Genomic DNA, 25,579 nt, shown 5'->3' on the forward strand with positions numbered 1-25,579 from the left:
TCGGAGGTCGTGAAATTGTGCTGTTCGTCGGCGGCCCGTGGCGAGTGAAATGGCTGCAAACGCGATGAGGATTGTAACCTGAGTTAGGTAGCTTCCTATGTACTGTCTGCATCGCCTATGCGCGATCGGCATAAGCGCTTTCACACGAACGCGCATGGCTGCGTGATATCGTGCAAGTTCATAGCAGCCGAAATACACTGGTTTGCACCCATTTGGTGCATTGTGACCCAGGTTTCCGCATCGCTGTAATCCCCCACTTCTCTTCCACTCTCTGCATGTCATGTCTATGACAGGCGGAGGGTCCCGGTTCAGGGGCGGTAGTCAGCCAGTTCGATTTTTCACGTTTATGCGGAGTGATCATGCCCAAGGCTTCCCACCAAGATCTGCGTTTTGCCTTCCGCGAACTGCTCGCGTCGGGTTCGTGCTATCACACAGCTTCAGTCTTCGACCCGATGTCGGCGCGCATCGCCGCAGACCTGGGCTTTGAAGTCGGTATCCTCGGCGGCTCGGTCGCGTCCCTGCAGGTGCTCGCCGCCCCGGACTTCGCCCTGATCACCCTGAGCGAATTCGTCGAGCAGGCCACACGCATTGGCCGCGTCGCCCAGTTGCCGTTCATTGCCGATGCCGACCATGGCTATGGCAATGCGCTGAACGTCATGCGTACGGTGATCGAGCTGGAGCGCGCCGGCGTGGCGGCCCTGACCATCGAAGACACCCTGCTGCCGGCCCAGTTCGGTCGCAAGTCCACCGACCTGATCTCGGTGGAAGAGGGCGTCGGCAAGATCCGTGCAGCGCTGGAGGCACGTGTCGACTCGTCGCTGTCGATCATTGCCCGCACCAACGCCGGCGTACTGAGCACCGAGGAAATCATCGTCCGCACCCAGAGCTACCAGAAGGCCGGTGCCGACGGTATCTGCATGGTGGGGGTGAAGGATTTCGAGCAACTGGAGCAGATCACCGAGCACCTGAACGTGCCGCTGATGCTGGTCAGCTACGGCAATCCGAACCTGCGTGACGACGAACGCCTAGCGCGCCTGGGCGTGCGCATCGTGGTCGATGGCCATGCAGCGTACTTCGCCGCGATCAAGGCCACCTACGACTGCCTGCGTCTGCAGCGCGGGCAGCAGAACAAGTCCGAGAACCTCAGCGCCACCGAGCTTTCGCACACCTACACCCAGCCTGAGGATTACATCCGCTGGGCCAAGGAGTACATGAGCGTCGAGGAGTGACCGACAGGCGTTGTCGGGCTACCTGAGAGCGCTCAGCGTTGCAGTGTGCGGGACGCAGTGTTCGTGTGCGCAACTGGCCGCGGTACTGGGCTGGCTGCGCAGCAGCTCGACGCGCCAGCAGGCCGAACCGTAGAGCCCGGCCACGGCGACCAGGGCCAGGACGATCGCGCAGCGTCTGGATTTGATGCCCATGTTGCCTACCTCCTGCTGTGGCCACAGGTGATGCCTGTAAGCATAGGTCAGGGCGCAGCAATTGCCTGGAGCGAGCATCGAGATCGGTGTGATTTCCGTAGCAGCGGCGCGCTAATCCATCTCCCGATCCCACAGCGGTTCTTCACTGAACCGCTGGGCAAGAAAGTCCAGCATGCTGCGCAAGGTTGCCGGCATGTGTTTGCGTGAGGTGTAGACCGCATTGAGGTTCAGCTCCCGTGGTCGGGCCATGGGCAGTAACTTCACCAGCTCGCCGCGACGCACTGCGCAAGCGGCCTGGTAGGTCGGCAGCATGGCGATTCCGGCACCGGCCAGGGCAGCCTTCTGCAAGGTCAGGGCCTCGTTGGCGCTGATGTTGCCCTGCACGGGCACCGCGACCTGTTCACCGGCCACCTCGAAATGCCACAGGCTGTGGCCGAAGTAGGCGTGGGTCAGGCAGTTGTGCTGGGTCAAGTCCTCGACTCGCTGCGGCGTGCCGTACTCGTGCAAGTAGGCGGGGCTGGCGCAGACCACCGAACGGCAGACGCTCAGGCGCCGGGCAATCAGGTTCGGGTCCAGGTCGTTGCTGGTGCGGATCGCCAGGTCGATGCGCTCGTCAACCAGGTTGACCGTGCGATCGAGCATCTGCAACTCCACCTTCACTCCCGGATAGCGCTTCACGTACTCCGCCACCGCATCCACCAACTGCGCCTGACCGAACGAGGTGCTCACGCTGATGCGCAGCTCGCCGCGCGGTGCGTCTTCAGGCGCACGCACCGCTGTCTGCAGGTCGCAGGCCAGTTCCAGCATCTGTCGGCAGCGTGGCAGGGTGTCCAGGCCCGCGGCCGTCAGGCTCAGCTTGCGCGTGGTGCGCTGCATCAAGCGTGCGCCGACCCACTCTTCAAGCTCGGCGAGGTAGCGCGATACCACAGGCCTGGAAAGCTCCAGGTGATCTGCCGCGGCCGACTGGCTGCCCAGGTCGACGACGGTGACGAACACGCGCATGGCGTTAAGACGATCCATGATTTGCCCGATTTCAGAAACAAACTATGTTCAAGCATCGCATTTTTTGTGACGGATCGGGCAACTAAGCTGTGTTCCATCGTCCCGCTTTAGGAATCTCTCCATGTCGATTTTCACTCCACTGCGCAGTCTGATGCTGGCCTGTGTTGCCCTGACGGGCCAGGCAATGGCGGCCGATCCGCTGCACCTGGATGTCTACAACCCAGGCCATGACGCACTGTTCCCGGTCAGTTCGGTCATCGTCAGTGGCGAGCGGGAGGCCGTGCTGGTGGATGCGCAGTTCGGCAAGACCCAGGCCGAGCAGGTGGCCGAGCGCCTGCGCGCCAGCGGCAAGCGGCTGACCACCATCTACATCAGCCATGGCGATCCGGACTACTACTTCGGCCTCGACACCCTGACCCAGGCGTTTCCAGACGCCAAGGTGGTTGCCTCCGCTGCCACCGTGGCGCACATCCGCCAGACCATGGACGCCAAGCTGGCCTACTGGGGCCCGCAGATGGGCGCCGACAAGCCCACGAAACTGGTCTTGCCCCAGGTGTTGGCCGGTAACCGCCTGGAGCTGGAAGGGCAGACGCTGGAAGTCGTTGGCCTGGACGGCCCGCAGCCCGACCGCAGCTTCGTCTGGATTCCCTCGATCAAGGCGGTGGTCGGTGGTGTTGTGGTTTCCGAGAACATTCACGTATGGATGGCTGACACCCAGTCGGCCCAGTCCCACACCGACTGGCTGGCAACCCTCGCCCACATCGAAAAACTGGCCCCGCGCACAGTGATCCCGGGTCACTACCTGGGCCAGAGCAGCCGTTCGCTGGACGCCGTGCGCTTTACCGCAGGCTACATCCGTGCCTTTGACAGCGAGACGGCCAAGGCCCGCGATGCGGCGGCGCTGATTGCTGCAATGAGCAAGCGTTATCCGAACCTGGCCGATGAAAGCTCGCTGGAGCTCGGTGCCAAGGTCGCAAAAGGCGAAATGAAGTGGTAACCCCCTACAACCCTGATGGAGTGTTTCCCATGAGCAAGATCGCAATCATCGGTGCCACCGGCCGCGCTGGCAGCCAGTTGCTGAAAGAGGCCCTGCGCCGTGGCCACAGCGTGGTCGCCATCGCCCGCGATCCGTCTTCGCTGCAGGGCCGTGAAGGTGTCACGGTCAAGGCGCTGGATGCCAGGGACAGCGCTGCGCTGCAGGCGGCTGTCACGGGCGTGGATGCTGTGCTGAGCGCTGCACACTTCTCCACCCTCGAGCCGCAGGCAATCATCGAGCCGGTCAAGGGCGCCGGGGTCAAGCGCCTGCTGGTGGTTGGTGGTGCCGGCAGCCTGCTGCTGCCGTCGGGGCAGCGGGTGATCGACAGCCCGGACTTCCCTGAGGCCTACAAGGCCGAGGCCAGCGCCGGCGTGCGTTTTCTCGACACCTTGCGCCAGGAGCCGACCTTGGACTGGACCTTCCTCTCGCCTTCGGCCGAGTTCGTCGAGGGTGAGCGCAGCGGGCGCTATACGCTGGGCAAGGATCACCTGCTGATCGGGGCCGACGGCAAGAGCTGGATCACCTTCGCCGACTATGCCATTGCCTTGATCGACGAGCTTGAAAAGCCTGCCCATACGCGCCAGCGCTTCACTGTCGGGTACTGATGTCGCGCATCGGCTGTAGCAGCAACGGGCTTGTTCAAAAGCCAAAGGCCAGTCCAGTCCGCTCCTACAGGCCGGCGCGTGCCTGCAGCCAGTCCAGCAACTCGCCGAGCCCCGGTGGCAGGCTCTTCGACGGGCAGACCAGGTAGTAACCTTTGCCCGTCATCACCTTCAGCGCGAAGGGCATGCATAACCGCCCACTGCGCAGGTCATCGCCGATCAGCGCCCAGTCGCCGATGGCCACGCCGGTTCCCTGCGAGGCCATGGCCATCGCCATGTCCAGTGTCTCGAAATGCTGGCGTCGGCCCTGCGGCTCGAACGCAGCGCCAGCCGCCTGCAGCCACAGGCGCCAGTCATGTTCGTCGCGCGAGGGGTGCAGCAGCATGTGCTGCGCCAGGTCCTCCACTCGCTCCAGAGGCACCCCGCCTTGCAGCAACGACGGTGCGCACACCGGCGTCAGTTGCTCGTCGAACAGCTTGAGCACCAGCGAGCCCTGGGCGGGCGGGCTGCCATACACCACTGCAGCATCGAAACCTTCATGACGAAAATCCACGCCGTGCTGCACGGTGGTGGTCAGCTCCACCGGCACATCCGGGCGCAGCGCCTGCCACTCCATCAGCCTCGGCAGCAGCCAACGCATCACGCAGGTGGGTGCCTTGAGCTGCAAGGTCGCGGTGCGCGCGCCGACCTCGCGTACGCCCTGTTCGATCAGGGCGAACACCTGCTGCACCCGCGGCAGCCAGTCCTGGCCTTCACGGGTCAGGCTCAGGCCACGGGCCTGGCGCTGAAACAGGGGATAGCCGAGCTGCTCCTCGAGCCCGGCGATCTGCCGGCTGACAGCGCCCTGGGTGATGTGCAACTGCTGGGCGGCACGGGTGAAGTTGCAGTGCTGGGCGGTGACCAGGAAGGTGTGCAGCGCGGGCAGGGGAGGGAGTCGTTTCATCGCGTCAAGCCATGATCTGGAGACATGGCTAGTATGTGTTTTTTTGCATTGTCGCGGTAGCCGCGGCTTGGTTCCATGGGCACTGATTTCAACAAGAATCAGGGTAACGATGATGGCAACCTGTGGCGAAGTACTGGTCAAACTCCTCGAAGGCTATGGCGTAGATCATGTGTTCGGGATTCCCGGCGTGCATACCGTAGAGCTCTACCGCGGGCTTGCGCGCTCGTCGATCCGTCATGTCACGCCGCGCCACGAGCAGGGCGCCGGCTTCATGGCCGATGGCTACGCGCGCACGCGGGGCAAGCCGGGGGTGTGCTTCATCATCACCGGCCCCGGCATGACCAACATCACCACGGCCATGGGCCAGGCTTATGCCGACTCGATCCCGATGCTGGTGATCTCCAGCGTGCAGTCGCGCAATGCACTGGGCGGTGGGCGCGGCAAACTGCACGAGTTGCCGAACCAGTCTGCGTTGGTGGCCGGCGTTGCCGCGTTCTCCCAGACCTTGATGAGCGCCGATGACCTGCCCCAGGTACTGGCCCGTGCCTTCGCCGTGTTCGACGGTGCCCGGCCACGCCCTGTGCATATCGAGATCCCGCTGGATGTGCTGGTCGAGCCAGCCGACCACCTGCTACAGGCTCGACCGGTACGCACCAGCCGTGCGGGCGCCGCGCCACAGGTCGTGGCGCAGATGGCTGAGCGCCTGGCCAAGGCCCAGCGCCCGCTGATTCTCGCCGGTGGTGGGGCGCTGGCGGCAGGCGATGCCCTGGCGCAGTTGGCCGAGCAGCTCCAGGCACCGGTGGCCCTGACCATCAATGCCAAGGGCCTGCTGCCGGCTGCCCATCCGTTGCAGATCGGTTCGACCCAATCGCTGCCCGCAACCCGCGCCCTGGTTGCCGAGGCCGACGTGGTTCTGGCCATTGGCACCGAGCTTGCCGAAACCGACTACGACGTGACCTTCAAGGGCGGTTTCGAGATCCCTGGCGGCCTGCTGCGCATCGACATCGATCCGGACCAGACCGTACGCAACTACCTGCCTGAGCTGGCGCTGGTCGCCGATGCCAAGCTGGCTGCCGAAGCCCTGGTTGCGGCGCTGGCCGAGCAGCCTGCGGTGCGTGACCAGCGCTGGGGCGCTGCCCGTGCCGAGCGCCTGCGCAACGACCTGGCCGCTGGCTGGGACCAACCGACCCTGAGCCAGACCCGCCTGCTTGCCGCGGTGCTGGAAACCTTGCCCGATGCCGTGCTGGTGGGCGACTCGACCCAGCCGGTCTACACCGGCAACCTCACCCTCGACCTGGACCGTCCGCGTCGCTGGTTCAACGCTTCGACCGGCTACGGCACGCTCGGTTATGCCTTGCCGGCGGCGATGGGCGCCTGGCTTGGCAGCGCCGAAGTGATGGCTGAACGGGCCCCGTCGGTGTGCCTGATCGGTGACGGTGGCCTGCAGTTCACACTGCCGGAGCTGGCCAGTGCAGTCGAGGCACAGGTGCCGCTGATCGTCCTGCTGTGGAACAACCAAGGCTACGAAGAGATCAAGAAGTACATGGTCAATCGCGCCATCGAGCCCGTGGGCGTGGACATCCACACCCCGGACTTCATCACCGTTGCGCAGGGGCTGGGTGCGGCGGCCGAACATGTCGGCGATGTGGCGCAGTTGCAGGCCGCGCTGGCGCTGGCGGTGGAGCGCAAGGGGCCGACCCTGATCCAGGTGGACCAGGCTCAGTGGCAGGCAGCTGTGGCTGGCTGAGGTGCTCGCGCGGGGTCAACCCGCGCTTGAGCGCAGGCGCGCCATGTCGCGAATCGGCGGCGCGCCGTACAGCCGACTGTACTCCCGGCTGAACTGCGACGGGCTTTCATAGCCCACCCGATACCCCGCCACCGCAGCCTCCAAACCATCGTTGAGCATCAGCCGCCGGGCTTCCTGCAGGCGCAGTTGCTTCTGGTACTGCAACGGGCTCATGGACGTCACGGCCTTGAACCTGTGGTGCAAGGTCGAGGTGCTCAGGTTCACTTCCCGGGCCAGCTCTTCGATGCGCAGCGGCAGGTGAAAATGCTTGTTGAGCCAGGTGATCGCCTGGCTCACCCGGTGCGTCTGGCTGTTGGCCAGGGCAATCTCGTACAGGCGATGCCCCTGCGGCCCGCGCAGCAGGCGGTAGAGGATTTCGCGGCGAAACAGCGGGGCCAGCATCGGGATGTCGCGCGGGGTATCGAGCAAGCGGACCAGGCGCAGCAAGGCATCGAGCAGGTGCGCATCGGTCTTTTCCACATACAGCCCAAGCCCGGACTGCACGTTGGGCACCAGCATCGGGCCGCTTTCGGCAATCAACTGGCTGATCTCCGCCGCGTCCAGGTCGATCCGCAGCCCAAGCACAGGGTTTTCCGGGCTGGCGTCGAGCCTCACCCGACTGATCGGCATGGCCACCGACACCACCATGTAGTGCAGCGGGTCGTAGGCATACTGCTGATCGCCCAGGAACAAGCTCTTGCTGCCCTGGGCCATGACGCAGAGAGCCGGCAGGGCCAGGCCCGGCTTCGAACGGATGTTGTCTTCGTAACGCGACAGGTATAGCTGCTCGATGGCCGTCGGTGGTCCGTGGGGGTCGCCTGCGTGCCTCAGGATCAGGTCAGCGAGTTCCAGGCGCTGGTTTTCCAGGGTCGGGTCGAGAGCGGCAAGGGCAGTGGTCATGATCGAATTCCTTCAGGGACCGGGCCAGCATAGATTTGGGCAACATCCGGCGCTAGCCAAATGCTGCCGACCGATTGCCTGATCCTGCATTGCGACAGGATCAGGCAATCGGCAGACAGAAATGGCCTAACGCAGGGTGCGGGCGAAGACCTAATCTTGGCAGCCTGGCTTTTCCGTCCCGCCTGCTTCAAGGAGATCGTTCATGACCTTGCATCAACCGGTCACACACTTGGCTTTCATCCGTGCCAGCAGCGGTCGTTCGGTGGAACTCGGCATGCGCCTGCGCGACCTGCTCGAGCCTTCACTGCGCAGCCCCGGCTGCCTGGCATTCACCGTCCAGCGCTCCCAGGTTGACGCCGACCTGTGGCTGCTCAGTGGTAGCTGGCAGGACCAGCAGGCCCTGCGCGGTTACTTCGCCTCACCGACGCTCGAGGTGTTCGGCGATCTGGTGCAGGAGCGGGTGGTGGCGAGCATGGACCTGCAGACCTTTGATTGAGGGTTGGTTGGGGGGCTTTTTCGCGGGCACGCTTGCCCACGAAAAGGCCACTACCGTAACGCCTGCTGCAGTAGAATCCCGCCCCTCGATCAACAGCTGGAGCACAGCAATGGCACGCAGAGAATTCCCGGGCTTCGAAGCCGTTTCGGCGATGGTCCCGGTCGAAGGCGGCGGCTACCACGCGGCAATCGCGGTCAAGGCCCTGCACATGGGTGGGGCACCGCGCTTTCACAAAGTTCTGGAGGGTCAGGTGTTCAAGTCGGCACTGGCCGCTGACGAGGCGGCCTGTGCCGAGCTCGAACGCCTGCAGGGCGTCGGTGAAGAGGGCGAGCTGGCCTGGTGATCAGGCCAGCGGGCGGCGCATCTTGAACAGGTTGCCCAGCTCGAAGTAATCCGCCGGGCCACCGCCACGCAGGATCGGCTCGGCGGCAGCCGTGTCGTAGATACCCTCCTTGAGCAGGTGGTCGGCGATATGCACGGCCACCACCTCACCCAGGATCAGCCAGCTGGGCACCAGCTCCTGATCGGCGCGCTTGAGCTGAATGATCTGGCTCACCTTGCACTCGAAGTTCACCGGGCTTTCGCTCACCCGCGGCACGCTGACCACTTTCGAGGGGCTCGGCGTCAGTCCGCTCAGCTCGAATTCGTCGATATCCGCAGCCACTGCCGCGCAGCTCTGGTTCATCTGCTCGGCCAGCGGGCGCGTGGCCAGGTTCCAGACGAACTCGCCGGTCTGTTCGATGTTGTTCAGGCTGTCTTTGCGCCCGACGCTGCAGAAGCCGATGATCGGCGGAATGTAGTTGAAGGCGTTGAAGAAGCTATAGGGCGCCAGGTTCAGGCGGCCTTCGCGATCATGGGAAGAGATCCAGCCGATGGGCCGGGGGCCGACGATGGCGTTGAACGGGTCGTGGGGCAGGCCGTGGCCTTGGGCGGGTTCGTAGTAGTACATCTGCGCAGGGCCTTGGCCCTTCCTCTGGGACGGACGAGGCGCCTAGTGTGCCAAGCCTTGGGCTGGCTGGGAATGATCAAGCCCGGCCAAAGCCGGGCTGGGTGACACGCATCAGTGATCAGCTGATGCGGTGGGCGTTGGTGCGGCTGAAGCCATCTTCGGCGAAGCGCTGGCCGCCGGTGCGGTCGAAGCCGTCTTCGGCGAAGCGTTGGCCACCGGTGCGGTCGAAACCGTCTTCGGCGAAGCGTTGGCCACCGGTGCGGTCGAAACCGTCTTCGGCGAAGCGTTGGCCGCCAGTGCGGTCGAAACCGTCTTCGGCGAAGCGTTGGCCGCCAGTGCGGTCGAAACCGTCTTCGGCAAAGCGTTGACCACCAGTGCGGTCGAAACCGTCTTCAGCGAAGCGTTGGCCGCCAGTGCGGTCGAAACCATCTTCGGCGTAGCTGGCCGATTGGCTTTGTACAGCGGCGAAGGTGTGGGCGTTAGTGCGGTCAAAGCCGTCTTCTGCGAAGACGCCTGCGGCGAAGACGGAAAGGGCCAGGGTCAGGATCAGTTGGTTTTTCATGATTGTTGCTCCAGTAGATTCAAGGGGGTTTGTTCTTGCTATGGATCTCATGCTACGCCGATTAATTTGATTAAAAAGCGCAAAAAACTACGTTAAATAATCAGTTTAATTGATGTGTTTGCGCACGGAGCATCCAAGTAAGTAGCTGTTTGGCTCTATGCCGCAGGATGCGGCATTTCAGATTTCCGAAAGCGTTCTGCCAGTGCTTGTAGATTGCTCCCCTTCAATTAATAGCGAATTAAGGAGTCAACCCTTGGGTCGCGGTCGGTGCTGAACGGTTTTTTCATTCCCTTCCAACCGATTTTTCAGACGTTGATCTTCAACATCGCCGCATTCCAGAAACCGGAGCGGCACACGATGAATAAACTTCCGCAAATCACCTTGGCCTTCTGGGTCATGAAGATCTGCGCCACCACGTTGGGCGAGACGGCTGGCGACCTGCTGTCGATGACACTCGACATTGGCTACGCCATGAGTTCGCTGTTGTTGATCAGTGTGTTCTTGCTGACGTTGCTCACCCAACTTTATTCCCGCCGCTATCACCCAGTGCTCTACTGGCTGGTGATACTGTCCACCAGCACCGCTGGCACCACCATGTCCGATTTCATGGATCGCACGCTCGGGTTGGGTTACGCCGCAGGTTCAGCGCTGCTGATCGGCATCCTGCTGTTGACCTTCGTTCTGTGGCGGCTGAGTGGTAATCCGCTGGATGTCACACGCATCCGCAGTCGTGCGGGCGAGTTGTTCTACTGGGTGGCAATCCTGTTCTCCAACACCCTGGGCACTGCACTGGGCGACTACCTTGCCGATGATTCAGGCCTGGGCTTCGCGGGTGGCGCCCTGCTGATCGGTAGTGCCATCGTGTTGGTTGCTATGGCCCGTTACTGGACCCGCATCCCAGGTGTGGTGTTGTTCTGGGTAGCCTTCGTGCTGACCCGACCATTCGGTGCAACCCTGGGCGATTTCCTCACCAAGCCATACGAGAAAGGCGGTCTGGACTTTGGCACGATCGGCTCTTCCATGGTGTTGGGTGCGATCCTGCTGGCGCTGGTGCTGCTGGCTACCTACTACCAGCGTCGTCAGCCGCAGCAAGTGTTGGAAGTATCCTGACCTCAAGAAAAAGTGGACTGACGCGAACGGTAGAAGTGCCCGCAGCAGAGCTTTTTTGCGGCCGCAAAAAAAGGGCCGTTCCACCGGAACGACCCTTTTCATTTACAGCGAACGCAGAATCAATCAGTGGTGATGCGCGAGTGCTGCTTGGTGTCCTTCATGGTCGCGTAGACCAGCAGCGAGCAGGCGATGCAGCCGGTGACGTACCAGTAGAAACCGGTTTCCATGCCGATGCTCTTGAACCACAGGGCCACGTACTCGGCAGTGCCACCGAAGATCGACACGGTCAGGGCGTAGGGCAGGCCGACGCCCAGGGCGCGGATTTCGGTGGGGAACAGCTCGGCCTTCACCACGGCATTGATCGAGGTATAGCCGCTGACGATGATCAGCGCCGCCATGATCAGGAAGAACGCACCCCACCAGGTCTGGATGGTGTGCAGGGTGCTGAGGATCGGTACGGTGAACAGGGTGCCCAGCACGCCGAAGGCGATCAGGATCGGGCGCCGGCCGATCTTGTCGGACAGCCCGCCGATCACCGGTTGCAGGCACATGAACAGGAACAGGGTGGCCGCCGAGATGGTGGTCGAGTCACTGATGCTCATGCCCACGGTGTTGACCAGGTACTTCTGCATGTAGGTGGTGTAGGTGTAGAAGGCCAGGGTGCCGCCCATGGTCAGGCCGACCACGGTCATCAGCTCCTTGGGGTGGCGCATCAGGGTGCGCATCAGGCTTTCCTTGGACTTCTCTTTCTTGGTGAAGGAGGCAGTCTCTTCCATGCCGCGGCGCAGGTACAGCGCAACCACCGCGCACAGCGCGCCGATCACGAAGGGAACACGCCAGCCCCAGGCATACAGTTCTTCGGTGGTCAGCACATTCTGCAGGATGATCAGCACCGCCAGGGCGATGAGCTGGCCGGAGATCAGGGTGACGTACTGGAAGCTGGAGAAGAAGCCACGGCGTTCCTTGCTGGCCATCTCGCTGAGGTAGGTGGCCGAGGTGCCATATTCACCGCCAACCGACAGGCCCTGCATCAGGCGTGCGATCACCAGCAACACTGGCGCGGCGACACCGATGGTTTCATAGCCAGGGGTCAGGGCGATGACCAGCGAGCCTGCACACATCAGCAGTACCGAAGCCATCAGCGCAGCCTTGCGGCCCTTGCGGTCGGCGTACAGCCCCATCAGCCAGCCGCCGATCGGGCGCATCAGGAAGCCCACGGCGAAGATCGCGGCGGTGTTGAGCAGTTGTGCGGTGGTGTCGCCAGCGGGGAAGAAGGCTTTGGCGAAGTACAGCGAGAATGCGGCGTAGACGTACCAGTCGTACCATTCGACCATGTTGCCGATCGAACCGCTGAAGATCGACTTGAGACGACTGGCGGTGGTTTTTTCCGCGGCGGGCGCAGTGGCCGCCCCGGCGGGCAGGGTGGTGGCGTTATCCATCAGGGATACCTTCTCGTTGTTTTTGTGAGGCGCGCGGGACCGCGGCTTGAGAAGGGTTTTGCAGAAGGTGTGCCAAATGAGGGCGCAACGATCCGAATGAGGTGTCGGCTGCCCCATTCATGGGCACGCCAGCGCCACAGAAGCGCGATGGATCAAGGCCTGCACTGTATCCGTAGGAGCGGGCTTGCCCGCGAACAGCCGCGCTGCTCATCCCGGCCGAGTGCAGGCCATATGAGCGGTAACCCGCCTATTGGCAACTTTTGATCGGCAAGATTCCGCTCATTCGCGCTCGATAAAGTCCTCGCGCATCAGGCCATGGCGCTGCATTTTCTCGTTCAGTGTCCGCCGCGGCAGTTGCAGCGTTTCCATGACCCCTTTGATCTCGCCCTTGTGCTGGCGCAGCGCCGCACGCAGGCACTGCAGCTCGAACGCCTCCATCTGCTCGCTCAGCGACTGACCGCCCGGCGCCACCTCGATGCTCGATGAATCCAGCCCCAGCGCATGGCGCTCGGCGGCATTGGCCAGCTCGCGCACATTGCCCGGCCAGTCATGGGCCAGCAGTTGCGCCAGCTGCGCACCTGAAAGCGGCGGGGTGCTGCTGCGCCCCAGGCGCTCGGCGGCGGTACGGGCGAAATGTTCGAACAGCAGCGGAATGTCCTCGCGCCGCTCGCGCAGCGGCGCCAGACGCAGTTCGGCGACGTTCAGACGGTACGCCAGGTCTTCGCGAAAACGCCCGGCGCGGGCCTCGTCGAGCAGATCGGGTTTGGTCGCGGCGATGATGCGCAAGTCGACACTGATGCTCTGGTTGGCACCCAGGCGTTCGAGCTTGTGCTCCTGAATCACCCGCAGCAACTTGGCCTGCTGAGCCAGCGGCATGCTCTCGATCTCGTCGAGAAACACTGTGCCGCCGTTGGCATATTCCAGCTTGCCGATGCGCTTGCCCTGGGCACCTGTGAAGGCGCCGCTCTCATGGCCGAACAGCTCGGCCTCGAACAGGGCTTCGGGGATAGCCGCGCAATTGAGGGCGACGAAGGGTTTGTCGGCGCGCGGGCCGAAGTCGTGCAGGCAGCGCGCCACGCGCTCCTTGCCGCTGCCGGTCTCACCGCGAATCAGCACATTGACTGGCAATCCCGCCAGCTCCAGTACCTGCCGGCGCAACTGTTGCAGGCCCTGGGACATCCCCAGCAGGGTCGCCTGCAGGCGTTCCTTGAGGTCGGCCTGCTGGTGCAGCGCGCGGTTTTCCAGCACCAGTTGGCGCTTGTCCAGGGCGCGGCGCAGGCTGCCCAACAAGTGCTGTGGGGTGAAGGGTTTTTCCAGGAAGTCGTAGGCGCCGTTGCGCATGGCCTCCACTGCCATCGGCACATCGCCGTGGCCGGTGAGCAGGATCACTGGCAAGTCAGGGTCCTGTGCCTGCAGGCGTTCGAGCAGTTGCAGGCCATCCATGCCCGGCATGCGCACATCGCTGATGACCACGCCGGGGAAGTGTTGCGGCAGTTGTGCGAGGCATTCTTCTGCGCGGGCGAACAACTGCACGCTGAAGCCGGACAGGCTCAGCCACTGCTCCACCGCGGTGCGGATGCTGGCTTCGTCGTCGACGACGATCACTGAGTTCAACATGCAGGCTCCAGGTCGCGGGGCAGGGTAAGGCTGAAGCGGGCACCGCCAGGCAGGTTGTCGACCTGCAACTGGCCGCCGGCTTCATGGACGATGCCATAGGAAATTGCCAGGCCAAGGCCCAGCCCTTCGCCCACCGGCTTGGTGGTGAAGAAGGGATCGAAGACGCGGGCCAGGTCGGCATCCTTGATGCCGCCACCGGAGTCGAGCACGCTCAGGTGCCAGCGTTCGCCCTCGGCTTCGATGCGGATCTCCAGACGTTTGTAGCGCTTGTCGGCCATGGCGTCGAGGGCGTTGTGCAGCAGGTTGATCAGCACCTGTTCGAGGCGGATCGCATCGCCGCGCACCCACGCAGGACGCGCCAGGTACAGCGCCACCTCGACCTGCTCGCCGCGAATGCGGGTGTCGAGCAGGTGCAGGGCCTGGTCGACCACGGTGGCCAGGTCAAGACGCTCGCGCAGCCCACCTGGGCTATTGCGTGCGAAGGTCTTGAGGTGGCCGGTGAGGGCGGCCATGCGCGTGAGCATCTGCTCCAGCGGCTCCAGCGCCTGGCGCGCCTGTTCGTGGCGGCCATGGTCGAGCAGCAGGCGCAGGGTTTCCAGTTGCATGCGCTGGGTGGTCAGCGGCTGGTTGATCTCATGGGCCAGCGCCGCCGACATCTGCCCCAGCGCCGCCAACTTGGCCGACTGCACCAGGCCTTCCTGGGCGGTGCGCAGCTCGCGGGTGCGCTCCTCGACCAGGCGTGTCAGCTCTTCGCGGCTGCGCTGGCGCAGGCGGGCGATGCGCAGGCGCTGGCTGACGAACAGCACGGCGAACACCAGGCTCAGCCATACGGCTGCGCCAGACAACGCCGCGTTGCGGGCATCCTCGCTGACCTGCGGCTTGCGCAGCAGGTGCAGGGTCCAGCCCTCGGTGGTCAGCGGCAGGCTCTCCCACAGATAGTCGGCGCTACCGTCCGGCCCCTGCACGCGGCTGAATGTGCTGCGTTCGTCGAAGCGGGTCAGCAACTGGTGCTGCAGAGGGACCAGCGGCTGCTTGTCGTACTGGCGGGTTTCGGCCAGCTCGGCGCGGTCTGCGGCGGTCAGGGGCTGCAGCTCGCGGTAGCGCCAGCCGTTCTGGTTGGCGATGAAGATGATCCCGCGCGCATCGCTGACCAGCAGGATGTCGCTGCCCTGGCGCCATTCGCGTTCAAGCTCGGGGAATTCGAGCTTGACCACCATGGCACCGAGGAAGCGCCCGTGCTCGTCGTTCACTGCGCTGGACAGGAAATAGCCCGGCACGCCGCTGGTCACGCCGACGGCATAGAAGCTGCCCGAGCCCTGGCTGCGGGTCTGCTTGAAATAGGGGCGAAAGCCATAGTTGGAGCCGACGTATGTGGTCGGCAGGCGCCAGTTGCTGGCTGCCACGGCCAGGCCGGTGCGGTCGAGCAGTTCGAGGGTGGAGGAGTTGGCGGCGCCGTTGATGCGTTCGAGCTTGCGGTTCAGTGCATCCTGCAGCGATTCGCCGACCGGGCCGCGCAGGGCGTCGATCAGCTCCGGGTCCAGCGCCAGGACGGCGGGCAGGGCGCGGTAGCGTTCGATCAGCGTATGCAGGCCGTTGGCGTAGAGGGTCAATTGCTCGCTGGCCCGGCGTGCGTCGGTCTGCATCGCCTGGCGCTTGGCGTGGTGCATCGCCCAACTGGCGCTGAGGGCAGTGCCGACCAGGATCAGCAGAATGATCAAGGCCAGGCGCAGGGCGCGGAAGGGTGAGGGCATGGTGCGAGTCCGGGCGTTCTGTTTAAGGTGCCGGCCCCTTCGCGGGTAAACCCGCTCCCACAAGAGCACATGTGGCCCTGTGGGAGCGAGCTTGCCCGCGAAGGGGCCGCGGCGGTCTACAGCAACTCGAAGCTCTGCTGCTGCACGGCCTGCGAGTCCAGCCCGACCTGAACGTTGAACTGCCCAGGCTCGGCCACGTGCTGCAGCTGGCCATTGTAGAACTTCAGGTCATCCTCGCTGATGCGGAAGGTCAAGGTGCGGGACTCGCCCGCCTTGAGCAGCACCTTCTGGAAGTTCTTCAGCTCTTTCACCGGACGGCTCATCGAAGCGCTGACATCCTGGATGTACAGCTGCACAACGGTTTCGCCATCGACCTTGCCGGTGTTCTTCACCGTCACTTCGGCCTGCAGGTTGTCACCCCGCTTGAGCGCGGTCTTCGACAGCGCAAGGTCCGAGAGCTCGAAGCTGCTGTAGCTCAGGCCGTAACCGAACGGATACAGCGGGCCATTGGGCTCCTCGAAGTACTGCGAGGTGTAGTTGCCCGGCTTGCCCGGGGTGAACGGGCGGCCGATGCTCAGGTGGTTGTAGTACATCGGGATCTGCCCGACCGAACGCGGGAAGGTGATGGCCAGCTTGCCGGACGGGTTGTAGTCGCCGAACAGTACATCGGCGATGGCGTTGCCGCCTTCGGTGCCGCTGAACCAGGTTTCGAGGATGGCATCGGCCTGCTCGCGCTCCCAGGCAATCGAGAGTGGCCGGCCGTTCATCAGCACCAGCACCAGGGGTTTGCCGGTGGCCTTCAGCGCCTTGATCAACTCGCGCTGTACCGCCGGAATCTCCAGGGTGGTGCGGCTGGACGACTCGTGGGACATGCCGCGCGATTCACCTACAACCGCCACCACCACGTCCGATTGCTGGGCGGCCTTGACCGCTTCATCGATCAGCACGGCGGCCGGACGCGGATCGTCGATGATTTCCGGCGCCGCGAAGTTGAGGAAGTTCAGGTAGTCGAAGATCGCCTTGTCGCCGGTGACGTTCGAACCCTTGGCATAGATGACCTTGGCCTTGCCTTCGGTGGCGCGACGCAGGCCTTCGCGAACCGTTACCGAGTGTTCGGGGCGGCCGTCGGCGGCCCAGCTGCCCATCATGTCGATCGGGGCATCGGCCAGCGGGCCGACCAGGGCGATGGTGCCGGCCTTCTTCAGCGGCAGGGCCTGCTTCTTGTTCTCCAGCAGCACCAGGCTGCGGCGGGCCACGTCGCGGGCGGCCTCACGGTGCAGGCGGTCGTCGCCGTAGTAGTCCTTGAGGTCGGTCTCGGGCTTGCCGATGCGCACGTAGGGGTTCTTGAACAGGCCCATGTCGTACTTGGCACCCAGCACTTCGCGTACCGCCTGGTCGAGCTCGGCCTGGGTCACTTCACCGGACTTGAGCAGCCCCGGCAGCTCCTGGCCGTAGAGGGTGTCGTTCATGCTCATGTCGATGCCGGCCTTGATCGCCAGCTTCGCCGCTTCGCGGCCGTCGCGGGCCACGCCGTGGCGGATCAGCTCCTGGATGGCGCCGTGGTCGCTGATGGTCACACCCTTGAAGCCCCACTCCTTGCGCAGCAGGTCGTTCATCAGCCAGGTGTTGGAGGTGGCCGGCACGCCGTTGATCGAGTTCAGCGCCACCATCACTCCGCCCGCACCGGCGTCGAGGCTGGCGCGGTAGGGCGGCAGGTAGTCGTTGTACATTTTCGGCAGGCTCATATCGACCGTGTTGTAGTCGCGCCCGCCTTCCACTGCGCCGTACAGGGCAAAGTGCTTGACGATGGCCATGATGCTGTCGGGCTCGGCCGGGCTCTTGCCCTGGAACGAGCGGACCATCACCTGACCGATCTTCGAGGTGAGGTAGGTGTCCTCGCCGAAGCCCTCGCTGGTGCGGCCCCAGCGTGGGTCGCGGGCGATGTCGACCATCGGCGCGAAGGTCATGTCCAGGGCATCGGCCGAGGCTTCGATGGCCGAGGTGCGGCCGACCTTGGCGATGGCGTCCATGTCCCAGGTCGCTGCCAGGCCCAGGCTTATCGGGAAGATCGTACGTTCACCGTGGATGGTGTCGTACGCAAAGAACATCGGAATCTTCAGACGGCTGCGCATGGCGGCGTCCTGCATCGGCCGGTTCTCCGGCGCGGTGCGCGAGTTGAAGGTCCCGCCGATGCGACCGGCGGCGATCTCCTCGCGGATCTTTTCGCGCGGCATTTCCGGGCTGATACTGATCAGGCGCAACTGACCGATTTTCTCGTCGACGGTCATCTGGCTGATCAGATGGTCGATGAAGGCCCGCTTGTCTTCCAGGGGCGGTGCGGAGGTGGCGGCCACGGCCGCCTGACTGGCAAGGCCCATGGCCAGGCCCAGCAAGGACAGTTTCATCATCAATTCCGTTGTCGAGTGGTTCGCTCGCGGCCGATTTTTCGGACGGCTGTTGTTGTCTGGCCCGCTGGCGGTGTAACAGGTCGCTCCCCCATCCTCCCGCGGTCGCCGCGGATTATGCCTTATAAGTGGGGCTCGATGAGATACACTCTCGCCGACCGCGTGCCGGGCTAACAACTATAAGAACGATCGAGAGACCGAAGGCATGACCCTTCTCAATGAATACGAACAACGCCAGGTTGCCGAAGCCATTGCCCGTGCCGAACAGCGCACCGACGCGGAGCTGGTGACGGTGCTGGCGCGCCACGCCGATGACTATGCCTACCTGCCGTTGTTGTGGGCTGTGCTGCTGGCGCTGGCGCTGCCCGGGTTGGTGCAGGTGCTGCTGGGGTGGCCTGGGCTGCGTGGGCTGCTGGTGGCCCAGGTGCTGACCTTCATCGCCTTCAGCCTGTTGCTGCGCAACCCGCGCCTGGCCGGCTGGCTGGTCCCTCGGATGCTGCGCCACCGCCGTGCCGCCGCTCTCGCCCGGCGGCAATTTCGTGAGCAGAACCTGCAACGCACCGAGGGCGCCACCGGGGTGTTGATCTTCGTCAGCGAGGCGGAGCGCTATGTGACCATCCTGGCCGACGAGGGCATCGCCCGGCACCTGGACGAGCGGGTCCGTGCAGAACTGGTGGCGCGGTTTACCGCTCACGTCTGCGCGGGACGCACCTTGCAGGGGTTCGTCGAATGCATCGATGCGTGTGGCGAGTTGCTCAGCCAGCACCTGCCGCCGACGCGGCGGCGCAACCAGTTGCCCAACCAGTTGCTGATCCTGGATTGAACAGTGTGTGGCGGTGCAGGCCGACGATGGGGCCCGCACAGCCACTCAAGCCTGCAAACCTGTAGAATGCCCGCCATTGCGCATCTTGAGGCACCCCCTTCCCATGTCTTCCTCCACCCCCGCGGCGGACGCCCGCGCCCAGTTCCTGACCTTGCTGGGCGATGCCCTGCAGAGCGAAACCCTGACCAAGCTGGTCCTGGCGCGCCATGTCGGTGCCGACCAGAGCCTGCAGCGGATCATCGCCAAGCCTGTACAGATCAAGGGCCAGCCCTGCCTGTCGCTGGTCTACCGTCACCAGACCCGCGACATCACCCGCAACCTGCCGCGGGATCAGGCCCAGGCCCTGGTCGCCGAATTGCTGCCGGAGAGCTTTCGCAATGCCCACCTGTTCACCGCCGAAGGCGAGGTGCAACTGGGGTTCAGCAAGAAGGGCAAGCCGCTGTTGCAGCGTCACAGCACCCAAGTGCCGCGTGAGGCTGCGGCGAGCGGGCATGATCGCGAGAAGAAACGCTACCTGGAACTGTCGCGGCCATTTCTGCGCGATCTGGGCGTGACCGACGCCCAAGGTGCGCTGATTCCGTCGATGTCGCGCAAGTGGAAGCAGATCAACAAGTTCATCGAGGTCTTCGAGCATGCCCTGGGCAGCGCGCCGCTGGCGGCGGACCAGTTGCTGCGCGTCGCCGACTTCGGTTCGGGCAAGGGCTACCTGACCTTCGCCATGCACGACTACCTGCGCAATTCCCTCGGGCGCGAGGCGCAAGTGACCGGCGTGGAATTGCGCCCCGACATGGTCGAACTGTGCAACGCTGCCGCGGCGCGGCTGGAGCATCCTGGCCTGGAGTTCCAGTGCGGCGATGTGCGCAGCGTGGTGCCCGATGCCATCGAGGTGATGATCGCGCTGCACGCCTGCGACATCGCCACCGACTACGCCATCCATACCGGTATCCGCTGCGGCGCATCGATCATCATGTGCTCACCGTGCTGCCACAAGCAGATCCGCCCGCAACTGCACAGCCCAGGGCTGTTGCAGCCGATGCTGCAATACGGCCTGCACCTGGGTCAGCAGGCCGAGATGCTCACCGACAGCCTGCGCGCGTTGTACCTGGAAGCCTGTGGCTACGAGACCAAAGTATTCGAGTTCATTTCGTTGGAGCACACCAACAAGAACAAGATGATCCTGGCGGTCAAGCGCAGGCAGGCGGCGGATAACAGCGCGCTGCTGGAGAAGATCGCCCAGCTCAAGGCTTTCTATGGAGTGCAGGAGCATTGCCTGGAGAGCCTGTTGCGGGCGGATGGGCTCATTGCCGGCTGAGTATTGCCAGGCCCTGTGGGAGCGGGCTTGCCCGCGAAAAGCACACCGCCAATGTTCGCGGTGGTTCGGCGCCCCGACAAGCTCGCCTCCACCGCGACTGGCAACAATCAGAAGAACCGCGTCACGCTGATCTTGGCGTTGCGCCCCTGCACCAAGGCATTCTCCCCCGACAGTTCAGGCCGAATGGCCTTGTTGAACAGGTTGTCCACGGTGAAGTTGACCTCGGTGCCTTTCAGATAGGCCTGCTGCGGCTTCCAGTTGGCGAACAGGCCGTGGATCTGGTAACGGCTGTTGGCAAACTGATCGTAGTAGCGGTCACCCAGCACGCTAGCCGGGCCGTTGTAGTACTTGTCGCTGGGCAGGCGATCGGTCTGGCGCACGAACTGCGCGGTCCAGCCGATCCGCGCATCCCAGGCGGGGATCTTCACGCCCAGTGTGGTGATCCATTTCGGCGCAGGAATATCCTTGGCCCACACGTCCGGGCCCCAGGGGTTGGTGTAGGCGCCCTGGTGACGGCCGGTGATCCAGGAGAACGACGCCGAGCCGAACAGGTAGGTCGAATCGTAGAAGCTCTCCACCTCGAAGCCCTTGATCACCACATCACCAATGTTGCGGTAGTTGGACATCAGCCCGCCGCCACAGGTGTTGGCGATGGTGCCGCCGGTGACCAGCTGTTGCGGGCAACCGATGCCGGTGGCCTTGAAGATCTCGTCTTCGATGTGATTGCGAAACAGTGTGGTGCGCACCTGGGCGCTGTCGTTGGCCAGCACGAGGTTGTCGAAGTCGAACACGCTGCCCACGCGCAGGGCGGTGATGCGTTCCGGGTCCAGGTTGCGGCTGGTGGCGGTGCGGCTGCCGCTGCCCTGGACTTCGTACTGTTCGTCCAGCACAGGCGCCCGCCAGGTCTTGCTGTAGTCAGCGAACAGGGCGGTGTTGGGGGTGACCTTCCAGAACACCGACAGACGCGGCGACCAGCCGCTGTAGGTCTTGTCGCTGTAGTCGTGGCCAGCGGCCGGGTTGTTGTACAGCGGGGCATCGTTGGGCTTGCCCTCGTTGGTCACCTGGTCGTAGCGCAGCGACGGGGTGATGGTCACGTCACCCAGGGTGATGGCGTCCTGCAGGTAGTAACCCTGGCTCTGCACCTTGCCGCTGGGCATGAAGTAAGGCTGGTAGTGGCCGTAGTTGTAGCGCGGCGTGTCGTAGATGCCGCCGGGCATCCACATCTGCGTGTCGCGGTCGTGGCGGCGCACTTGCACACCGGCAGTCAGTGCGTGCTCCAGCGCGCCGGTCTCGAACAGGCTGGTGTTGGTCATGGCGAGCATGCGATCGCGGTACTCGGTGTCCATCTTGCGCCCGCCGGTAGCCGGCTGGAAGAACGCCGTGGCCAGGCGTTCGTCGGTCTGCTTGGTGTCGGAGTCGGAGTACTTCACCTCCAGGTCGACCCAACGGTTGTCGATCGGCTGATAGGTGTAGGTGGTCGACCAGGTGGTGTCGGTGGTGGTGCGGTTGGCCAGGAAGCGCTTGAGCGCAGCCTCGTAGCCGTACTTCTTGATGTCGGCTGCGGTAGGTGGCGTGGGGTAGGCGGTGGACGAGAACGGTGCCCAGCGTTCGCTTTGCGAGCGCGACCAGGAGAAGCCCAGGCTGTGTTCTTCGTTGAAGTGCACATTGCCCTTGAACAGCCCGCCGTCCAGGTCCAGGGCGCTGTTAGGCAGGCGCGTCGGGTTGATCGGGTAGCGGCCTTCCGGGTCGGGGATGTTGCTGGCCAGCTTCATGTCGCCGCCATCGCGCTTGGTCAGGTAGGCCAGGCCGTCGAAGCGGCCATCCTCGGTGCGGCCGAACAGCGCCGAGCTGTACACCTGCTGGTGGTCGTTGCTGGCGTAGCCGTACTTGATCATGGCGCCGCTGTTGCGGCCTTCCTGGAGCAGGTCGCCGGCGTCCTTGGTGGTCATGTTGACGCTGCCGCCGAAACCGCCATTGCCGGTCTTGACCGAGTGCGGGCCTTTTTCCACCTCGATGTGCTTGATCAGTTCCGGCTCGATGAACACCGTGCCTTGCTGGTAGCGTTCGAAGCCGCTCTTGGTGGCGCCGTCGACGGTCATCGGCACGTCTTCGGCGTCGCCCAGGCCCCAGATGTTGATGGTCTGCCCGCCCGGCTTGGCTGAGCCGCCCATGTTCACGCCTGGCAGGGTGGCGAGCACGCTGGGAATGTTGCTGGGCTGGTAGCGGTCGATCTGTTCCTGGTTGAGGGTCGAGCGTCCGACGTTCTGCGGTCCGATCTGCTGGCCGTCGCCGACGATGCTCATGGCGCCGAGCTGGATGCTGTTGTCGGCCTGTGGCTGCTCCTCGTTGAGCCGCACCACATAGGTGTTGCCCATGCGCACCATGCTGAAGCGGCTGCCGGCAAGCAGGCGGGCGATCGCATCCTGCGCCTCGAAGGCGCCCTGCAGGGCCGGGGCCTGGGCGTCGTGCAGGAGGGCTTCGTCGAACAGCAGCTGGACCTTGGCCTGTTGCGCCAGTTGGCTCAGCGAGCGCGCCAGCGGTTGGGCGGGCAGGTCGAACTGCTGCGGCGCGGCTTCGGCGGCCAGGCTGATGGCCAGGCACAGGGCGAGCAGGGTGGGACGAGTGGGCAAGGCTTTCAACGGACGCAACGCAGGCAACATGGATTCCCCCAAACGGCAAATGGCCGGAAAAAAGCCCGCCGTTCACGCGGCAGGCGGGGAGGAAGACGCGGCGTTGGGAAAAACCCTCACCTGCGAATGATAAAAATTCTCAAATTTATTTCGAACGATGCTCGATGCGCAGGCGACCATCGCCGAGCAAGGTGGTTTTTACCGGGAGCAACGCGGGCAGGGCGGTGAGCAGAGCATCAGGATCGTGCACATCGAGGTTGCCTGAAACCTTGTAGCGGCCCAGGCTCGGGTCGGCGAGCAAAACCGGTTGCTGGCGGTACAGGCTCAGTTCGTCGATCAGGCTCGCCAGTTCACGGTTGCGAAAGCTCACGTGGCCATCGCGCCAGTCGGCCACCGGCTGTTCTCCGAGCTCCTGGCGCACCAGTGTGCCGCGCGCCGGATCGTAGGTGACGCGCTGTCCGGCGCCGAGCAACAGCGCAGGCTGATGTTCGCCCGAAGTCTCGAAGGCAACCTGGCCGTGGGCCACGCTCAGAGCCAGCTCGCGGTCGCCACGGCGCAGGTCGAAGCCGGTGCCGACCACGCGCACGCGGGCACTGCCGGCATCGACGAACAGCGGGCGCTCCTTGTCGGGTGCCACTTCGATGTACAGCTGGCCGTGTTCGAGGCGGATCAAGCGTTGTTCGGCGGTGAAATCCAGGCGCAGGCGGGTCTGGGCGTTGACGAACAACTGGCTGCCATCAGGCAGGCGCAAGGTGCGCATGCTGTTGCTGGCCGCCAGGCTCTGGTGCATCGGTGCGGCGGTGCTGCCCAGGTTGCTGGCCAGCACCGCGCACAGCAGCGCCGCAGCCACCGCCAGGGCCGGACGCCAGCGCGGCGCCCGACGAACCGGCAGGGCGATGGGCTGGCTGGCCTGCTTGAGCGCCGCCAGGTCGTCCCACAGCTGTTCGAACTGGCGATAGGCGCGCGCATGCTCCGGGTGCTGGATCCACAGGGCGAAGGCCTTGCGTTCCTCACGCGACGGCGTATTGCGGTTGCGCGTGAACCAACTGGCCGCCTGAGCGTCGATCGGGCGCTGGTCGATGTCGTCGATATGGTTCATTACGGCTGCTCCCTGCCATTGTCACTGTCCAGCCGTTGCTTGCATTGCAGCAGGGCGGCGGCGATGTGCTTCTCGACCATGCTTACGGAAATGTCCATGCGTTCGGCGATCTGCGCCTGGGTCAGGCCTTCGAAGCGGTGCAGCATAAGGGCTTCTCGCCGCCGCGGCGAGAGTTCGGCGAGCACTTCGCGCAATTGTTCGAGGCGTTGCGCCTGTTGGGCGTGGTCGAGCGGGTCGTTGTCGGCTGCAGCCTCGTCGCTGGCCTCTGTTTCGAGCGCGGCGTGGCGCACCTTCTGCCGCCGCCAGTGGTCACTGAGCAGATTGCGCGCCATCTGGAACAGGAAGGCGCGGGGTTGCTCGACCTTGGCGCGGTCGCGGTAGCCCAGCCATTGGGTGAACACATCCTGGGTCATGTCGGCGGCATCGCTGGCATTGTCCATGCGCTTGCGCAGGAAATGCAGGATCTCGGCATAGAAACCGCGGCAGGTGTCCTGGGTGGCTGGGTCGGGCTTGAGGCGCTGCATGCACGCTTTCCGGGCTGGCCTGGGAAGGAAAGGGTGCGGATCTTATCGAGAATTATTTACATTTGCCAGATTGGCTCGCATGAATTCTCAGTGACGCCGGGCCTGGGCCAGTGGCACGGGCAGCGCCAGCTCCGCGGCACCCAGGGGGTGGCTGGAAGCATCGAAAAAATGCAGTGAGGTGTCTGGAATGTCGGCGAAGCGGTCGGTGAAGTGCTGTTTCTGGTTGAGAATCGAGGCTTCGTTGAGAGGGCGGATGGCGATGCTCAAATGTTTGGGACGAGCCTGGTGAATGGCGTGCAGCAGGTGGTGGTCGCTGCTGTCCAGATGTTGCCCGAACAGGCACAGGCCCTCGTGTTCCCGGGCCAGTTGGCCGAGGCTCCAGGACAGGTAGTCGGAGTGACGAATCGCCTGCAGTTTCTGTTCGCTGCGGCCTTCGTTGATGAACAACGGCACCTCGCCAGGAATGTTCACGGCGAAGCCGTCGAGCAACTCGCTGCCCTTGGCGCTGCGTTGGCGCGTGCTGCCGTCTGGCAGCTTGAGCAGGTGCATACCCCCGTGCAGATGCAGCACCCGCGTGCCTTCGCCGCGGGGGCGGCGCACGTCGAAGAAACCTTCATCATCGAACAGCGCTGCGAAACCTTGCGGGGCATGTTCGATGGCCCATGGCAGGATCAGGTCGTAGTTGCTGGTGTAGACGTTGCGGTATTGGCGCAGTGCGGCGTTGATCGAGGCCAAGGTCGCGCTCGACAGCAGTGCGTGCGGTGGGTGCACGGTCCGGGTCGCGTGGATCAGCGCTTCCTTGATCGAATAGTAGCGGTTCAGCGGTGCGGTGGCGTTGATCGCCAGGGCCGCGTTGGCGCGCACCGTGGTATTCAGGGTGCTCAGCACCGGCTCGAACAGTTCGGTGCCCAGCGACTTGAACAGCGCCTGGTCGCTGATTGCCAGGCCGGTCTTGCGACCGGCGCGCTGCGCCTGTTCGAACAGCGAGAAGTAGCCGAACGGCTTCCACAGGACCCGGCTGGCGCCATTCCCGACCAGCAGGGCGGTACAGGGGTGGCGGTCGTTGAGGTCGGGCCACTGGGCCAGCTGGGAATCGAGAGAGGGCATCGCGTATCCGGGGGCAGGGGGGAACGCGGGGGACTTTAGCATGTCATCGAAGCTGTGAGAGGCTT

At 64.2% G+C, this 25,579-nt stretch carries 23 protein-coding genes; 9 read left to right on the forward strand and 14 right to left on the reverse strand.

Features of this window, described 5'->3' with window-relative positions:
• The first annotated feature begins 359 nt into the window (after nucleotides 1–359).
• Nucleotides 360–1,229 carry an isocitrate lyase/PEP mutase family protein gene (locus ACPZMI_RS18975; RefSeq protein WP_288374730.1) on the forward strand — a complete coding sequence of 290 codons (870 nt, stop codon included), beginning with the start codon at nucleotides 360–362 and terminating at the stop codon, nucleotides 1,227–1,229.
• Between the two features lie 18 nt (nucleotides 1,230–1,247).
• Here ACPZMI_RS18975 and ACPZMI_RS18980 read toward each other — a convergent pair whose 3' ends face one another.
• A complete protein-coding gene (locus tag ACPZMI_RS18980; RefSeq protein ID WP_186667276.1) occupies nucleotides 1,248–1,421 on the reverse strand; it encodes a hypothetical protein in 174 nt (57 codons plus the stop codon).
• Between the two features lie 111 nt (nucleotides 1,422–1,532).
• Complete coding sequence (locus tag ACPZMI_RS18985) at nucleotides 1,533–2,441, reverse strand: LysR family transcriptional regulator (protein ID WP_186667275.1); 909 nt, start codon at nucleotides 2,439–2,441, stop codon at nucleotides 1,533–1,535.
• 103 nt (nucleotides 2,442–2,544) lie between these two features.
• On the opposite strand from ACPZMI_RS18985, the gene ACPZMI_RS18990 reads away from it, so the two are divergent.
• Nucleotides 2,545–3,420, forward strand: a complete 876-nt coding sequence (locus tag ACPZMI_RS18990; protein WP_426352818.1) for an MBL fold metallo-hydrolase — start codon at nucleotides 2,545–2,547, stop codon at nucleotides 3,418–3,420.
• A gap of 29 nt (nucleotides 3,421–3,449) precedes the next feature.
• Nucleotides 3,450–4,064, forward strand: a complete 615-nt coding sequence (locus tag ACPZMI_RS18995; RefSeq protein WP_426352819.1) for an NAD(P)-dependent oxidoreductase — start codon at nucleotides 3,450–3,452, stop codon at nucleotides 4,062–4,064.
• 64 nt (nucleotides 4,065–4,128) lie between these two features.
• On the opposite strand, the gene ACPZMI_RS19000 is transcribed toward ACPZMI_RS18995, so the two are convergent.
• Nucleotides 4,129–5,004 carry a LysR substrate-binding domain-containing protein gene (locus ACPZMI_RS19000; RefSeq protein ID WP_186667272.1) on the reverse strand — a complete coding sequence of 292 codons (876 nt, stop codon included), beginning with the start codon at nucleotides 5,002–5,004 and terminating at the stop codon, nucleotides 4,129–4,131.
• A gap of 112 nt (nucleotides 5,005–5,116) precedes the next feature.
• Between ACPZMI_RS19000 and ACPZMI_RS19005 the strand changes: the two genes are divergently transcribed.
• Nucleotides 5,117–6,751 carry a 5-guanidino-2-oxopentanoate decarboxylase gene (locus ACPZMI_RS19005; protein WP_186667346.1) on the forward strand — a complete coding sequence of 545 codons (1,635 nt, stop codon included), beginning with the start codon at nucleotides 5,117–5,119 and terminating at the stop codon, nucleotides 6,749–6,751.
• Between the two features lie 15 nt (nucleotides 6,752–6,766).
• Here the strand turns inward: ACPZMI_RS19005 and ACPZMI_RS19010 are convergent, their stop codons facing one another.
• Nucleotides 6,767–7,690 (reverse strand): AraC family transcriptional regulator, encoded by a 924-nt coding sequence (locus ACPZMI_RS19010; RefSeq protein ID WP_186718827.1) that lies wholly within the window; start codon nucleotides 7,688–7,690, stop codon nucleotides 6,767–6,769.
• A gap of 202 nt (nucleotides 7,691–7,892) precedes the next feature.
• On the opposite strand from ACPZMI_RS19010, the gene ACPZMI_RS19015 reads away from it, so the two are divergent.
• The gene (locus tag ACPZMI_RS19015; protein ID WP_186667270.1) at nucleotides 7,893–8,186 is read left to right on the forward strand and encodes a putative quinol monooxygenase; all 294 of its coding nucleotides are present in this window, start codon (nucleotides 7,893–7,895) and stop codon (nucleotides 8,184–8,186) included.
• 109 nt (nucleotides 8,187–8,295) lie between these two features.
• Entirely contained in the window at nucleotides 8,296–8,529 is a 234-nt protein-coding gene (locus tag ACPZMI_RS19020) for a hypothetical protein (protein WP_065862393.1), read from the forward strand.
• On the opposite strand, the gene ACPZMI_RS19025 is transcribed toward ACPZMI_RS19020, so the two are convergent.
• A complete protein-coding gene (locus tag ACPZMI_RS19025) occupies nucleotides 8,530–9,135 on the reverse strand; it encodes a flavin reductase family protein (RefSeq protein ID WP_426352820.1) in 606 nt (201 codons plus the stop codon).
• A gap of 118 nt (nucleotides 9,136–9,253) precedes the next feature.
• Nucleotides 9,254–9,697, reverse strand: a complete 444-nt coding sequence (locus ACPZMI_RS19030) for a heme utilization protein (protein WP_426352821.1) — start codon at nucleotides 9,695–9,697, stop codon at nucleotides 9,254–9,256.
• 357 nt (nucleotides 9,698–10,054) lie between these two features.
• Here ACPZMI_RS19030 and ACPZMI_RS19035 point away from each other — a divergent pair, with 357 nt between their 5' ends.
• Nucleotides 10,055–10,807 (forward strand): COG4705 family protein, encoded by a 753-nt coding sequence (locus tag ACPZMI_RS19035; RefSeq protein ID WP_426352822.1) that lies wholly within the window; start codon nucleotides 10,055–10,057, stop codon nucleotides 10,805–10,807.
• Nucleotides 10,808–10,926: 119 nt separating this feature from the next.
• Here ACPZMI_RS19035 and ACPZMI_RS19040 read toward each other — a convergent pair whose 3' ends face one another.
• The 4 genes from ACPZMI_RS19040 to bglX form a co-directional block, all read right to left on the reverse strand.
• A complete protein-coding gene (locus ACPZMI_RS19040; RefSeq protein ID WP_186667267.1) occupies nucleotides 10,927–12,246 on the reverse strand; it encodes an MFS transporter in 1,320 nt (439 codons plus the stop codon).
• Nucleotides 12,247–12,525: 279 nt separating this feature from the next.
• Entirely contained in the window at nucleotides 12,526–13,863 is a 1,338-nt protein-coding gene (locus ACPZMI_RS19045; protein ID WP_426352823.1) for a sigma-54-dependent transcriptional regulator, read from the reverse strand.
• Nucleotides 13,857–15,614, reverse strand: a complete 1,758-nt coding sequence (locus tag ACPZMI_RS19050; protein ID WP_426352824.1) for a sensor histidine kinase — start codon at nucleotides 15,612–15,614, stop codon at nucleotides 13,857–13,859. The genes ACPZMI_RS19045 and ACPZMI_RS19050 overlap by 7 nt, the downstream gene beginning before the upstream one ends.
• Nucleotides 15,615–15,730: 116 nt before the next feature.
• A complete protein-coding gene (gene bglX / locus ACPZMI_RS19055) occupies nucleotides 15,731–18,022 on the reverse strand; it encodes a beta-glucosidase BglX (RefSeq protein ID WP_186667264.1) in 2,292 nt (763 codons plus the stop codon).
• 202 nt (nucleotides 18,023–18,224) lie between these two features.
• Here bglX and ACPZMI_RS19060 point away from each other — a divergent pair, with 202 nt between their 5' ends.
• Both ACPZMI_RS19060 and ACPZMI_RS19065 read left to right on the forward strand, forming a co-directional pair.
• Nucleotides 18,225–18,842 (forward strand): TPM domain-containing protein, encoded by a 618-nt coding sequence (locus tag ACPZMI_RS19060; RefSeq protein WP_426352825.1) that lies wholly within the window; start codon nucleotides 18,225–18,227, stop codon nucleotides 18,840–18,842.
• 103 nt (nucleotides 18,843–18,945) lie between these two features.
• Entirely contained in the window at nucleotides 18,946–20,154 is a 1,209-nt protein-coding gene (locus tag ACPZMI_RS19065; protein WP_426352826.1) for a class I SAM-dependent methyltransferase, read from the forward strand.
• Between the two features lie 107 nt (nucleotides 20,155–20,261).
• On the opposite strand, the gene ACPZMI_RS19070 is transcribed toward ACPZMI_RS19065, so the two are convergent.
• The 4 genes from ACPZMI_RS19070 to ACPZMI_RS19085 form a co-directional block, all read right to left on the reverse strand.
• The gene (locus ACPZMI_RS19070) at nucleotides 20,262–22,814 is read right to left on the reverse strand and encodes a TonB-dependent receptor (protein ID WP_411383137.1); all 2,553 of its coding nucleotides are present in this window, start codon (nucleotides 22,812–22,814) and stop codon (nucleotides 20,262–20,264) included.
• A 115-nt stretch (nucleotides 22,815–22,929) separates the two neighbouring features.
• A complete protein-coding gene (locus ACPZMI_RS19075) occupies nucleotides 22,930–23,883 on the reverse strand; it encodes a FecR family protein (RefSeq protein ID WP_186667260.1) in 954 nt (317 codons plus the stop codon).
• Nucleotides 23,883–24,407 carry an RNA polymerase sigma factor gene (locus tag ACPZMI_RS19080; protein WP_186667259.1) on the reverse strand — a complete coding sequence of 175 codons (525 nt, stop codon included), beginning with the start codon at nucleotides 24,405–24,407 and terminating at the stop codon, nucleotides 23,883–23,885. Before ACPZMI_RS19080 ends, ACPZMI_RS19075 begins: the two co-directional genes overlap by 1 nt.
• Nucleotides 24,408–24,494: 87 nt before the next feature.
• Nucleotides 24,495–25,514 (reverse strand): DUF4917 family protein, encoded by a 1,020-nt coding sequence (locus ACPZMI_RS19085; protein ID WP_426352827.1) that lies wholly within the window; start codon nucleotides 25,512–25,514, stop codon nucleotides 24,495–24,497.
• Between the last annotated feature and the right edge of the window lie 65 nt (nucleotides 25,515–25,579).

The organism is Pseudomonas wayambapalatensis, from assembly GCF_049942315.1.
In the GTDB taxonomy this organism is placed as follows: Bacteria; Pseudomonadota; Gammaproteobacteria; order Pseudomonadales; family Pseudomonadaceae; genus Aquipseudomonas; species Aquipseudomonas wayambapalatensis.

What these genes read in the sequence shown, in the direction of transcription:
- ACPZMI_RS18975 (WP_288374730.1), top strand. Translation starts at nt 360, where the DNA reads ATGCCCAAGGCTTCCCACCAAGATCTGCGTTTTGCCTTCCGCGAACTG.
- ACPZMI_RS18980 (WP_186667276.1), bottom strand. Translation starts at nt 1,421, where the DNA reads ATGGGCATCAAATCCAGACGCTGCGCGATCGTCCTGGCCCTGGTCGCC.
- ACPZMI_RS18985 (WP_186667275.1), bottom strand. Translation starts at nt 2,441, where the DNA reads ATGGATCGTCTTAACGCCATGCGCGTGTTCGTCACCGTCGTCGACCTG.
- ACPZMI_RS18990 (WP_426352818.1), top strand. Translation starts at nt 2,545, where the DNA reads ATGTCGATTTTCACTCCACTGCGCAGTCTGATGCTGGCCTGTGTTGCC.
- ACPZMI_RS18995 (WP_426352819.1), top strand. Translation starts at nt 3,450, where the DNA reads ATGAGCAAGATCGCAATCATCGGTGCCACCGGCCGCGCTGGCAGCCAG.
- ACPZMI_RS19000 (WP_186667272.1), bottom strand. Translation starts at nt 5,004, where the DNA reads ATGAAACGACTCCCTCCCCTGCCCGCGCTGCACACCTTCCTGGTCACC.
- ACPZMI_RS19005 (WP_186667346.1), top strand. Translation starts at nt 5,117, where the DNA reads ATGGCAACCTGTGGCGAAGTACTGGTCAAACTCCTCGAAGGCTATGGC.
- ACPZMI_RS19010 (WP_186718827.1), bottom strand. Translation starts at nt 7,690, where the DNA reads ATGACCACTGCCCTTGCCGCTCTCGACCCGACCCTGGAAAACCAGCGC.
- ACPZMI_RS19015 (WP_186667270.1), top strand. Translation starts at nt 7,893, where the DNA reads ATGACCTTGCATCAACCGGTCACACACTTGGCTTTCATCCGTGCCAGC.
- ACPZMI_RS19020 (WP_065862393.1), top strand. Translation starts at nt 8,296, where the DNA reads ATGGCACGCAGAGAATTCCCGGGCTTCGAAGCCGTTTCGGCGATGGTC.
- ACPZMI_RS19025 (WP_426352820.1), bottom strand. Translation starts at nt 9,135, where the DNA reads ATGTACTACTACGAACCCGCCCAAGGCCACGGCCTGCCCCACGACCCG.
- ACPZMI_RS19030 (WP_426352821.1), bottom strand. Translation starts at nt 9,697, where the DNA reads ATGAAAAACCAACTGATCCTGACCCTGGCCCTTTCCGTCTTCGCCGCA.
- ACPZMI_RS19035 (WP_426352822.1), top strand. Translation starts at nt 10,055, where the DNA reads ATGAATAAACTTCCGCAAATCACCTTGGCCTTCTGGGTCATGAAGATC.
- ACPZMI_RS19040 (WP_186667267.1), bottom strand. Translation starts at nt 12,246, where the DNA reads ATGGATAACGCCACCACCCTGCCCGCCGGGGCGGCCACTGCGCCCGCC.
- ACPZMI_RS19045 (WP_426352823.1), bottom strand. Translation starts at nt 13,863, where the DNA reads ATGTTGAACTCAGTGATCGTCGTCGACGACGAAGCCAGCATCCGCACC.
- ACPZMI_RS19050 (WP_426352824.1), bottom strand. Translation starts at nt 15,614, where the DNA reads ATGCCCTCACCCTTCCGCGCCCTGCGCCTGGCCTTGATCATTCTGCTG.
- bglX (WP_186667264.1), bottom strand. Translation starts at nt 18,022, where the DNA reads ATGATGAAACTGTCCTTGCTGGGCCTGGCCATGGGCCTTGCCAGTCAG.
- ACPZMI_RS19060 (WP_426352825.1), top strand. Translation starts at nt 18,225, where the DNA reads ATGACCCTTCTCAATGAATACGAACAACGCCAGGTTGCCGAAGCCATT.
- ACPZMI_RS19065 (WP_426352826.1), top strand. Translation starts at nt 18,946, where the DNA reads ATGTCTTCCTCCACCCCCGCGGCGGACGCCCGCGCCCAGTTCCTGACC.
- ACPZMI_RS19070 (WP_411383137.1), bottom strand. Translation starts at nt 22,814, where the DNA reads ATGTTGCCTGCGTTGCGTCCGTTGAAAGCCTTGCCCACTCGTCCCACC.
- ACPZMI_RS19075 (WP_186667260.1), bottom strand. Translation starts at nt 23,883, where the DNA reads ATGAACCATATCGACGACATCGACCAGCGCCCGATCGACGCTCAGGCG.
- ACPZMI_RS19080 (WP_186667259.1), bottom strand. Translation starts at nt 24,407, where the DNA reads ATGCAGCGCCTCAAGCCCGACCCAGCCACCCAGGACACCTGCCGCGGT.
- ACPZMI_RS19085 (WP_426352827.1), bottom strand. Translation starts at nt 25,514, where the DNA reads ATGCCCTCTCTCGATTCCCAGCTGGCCCAGTGGCCCGACCTCAACGAC.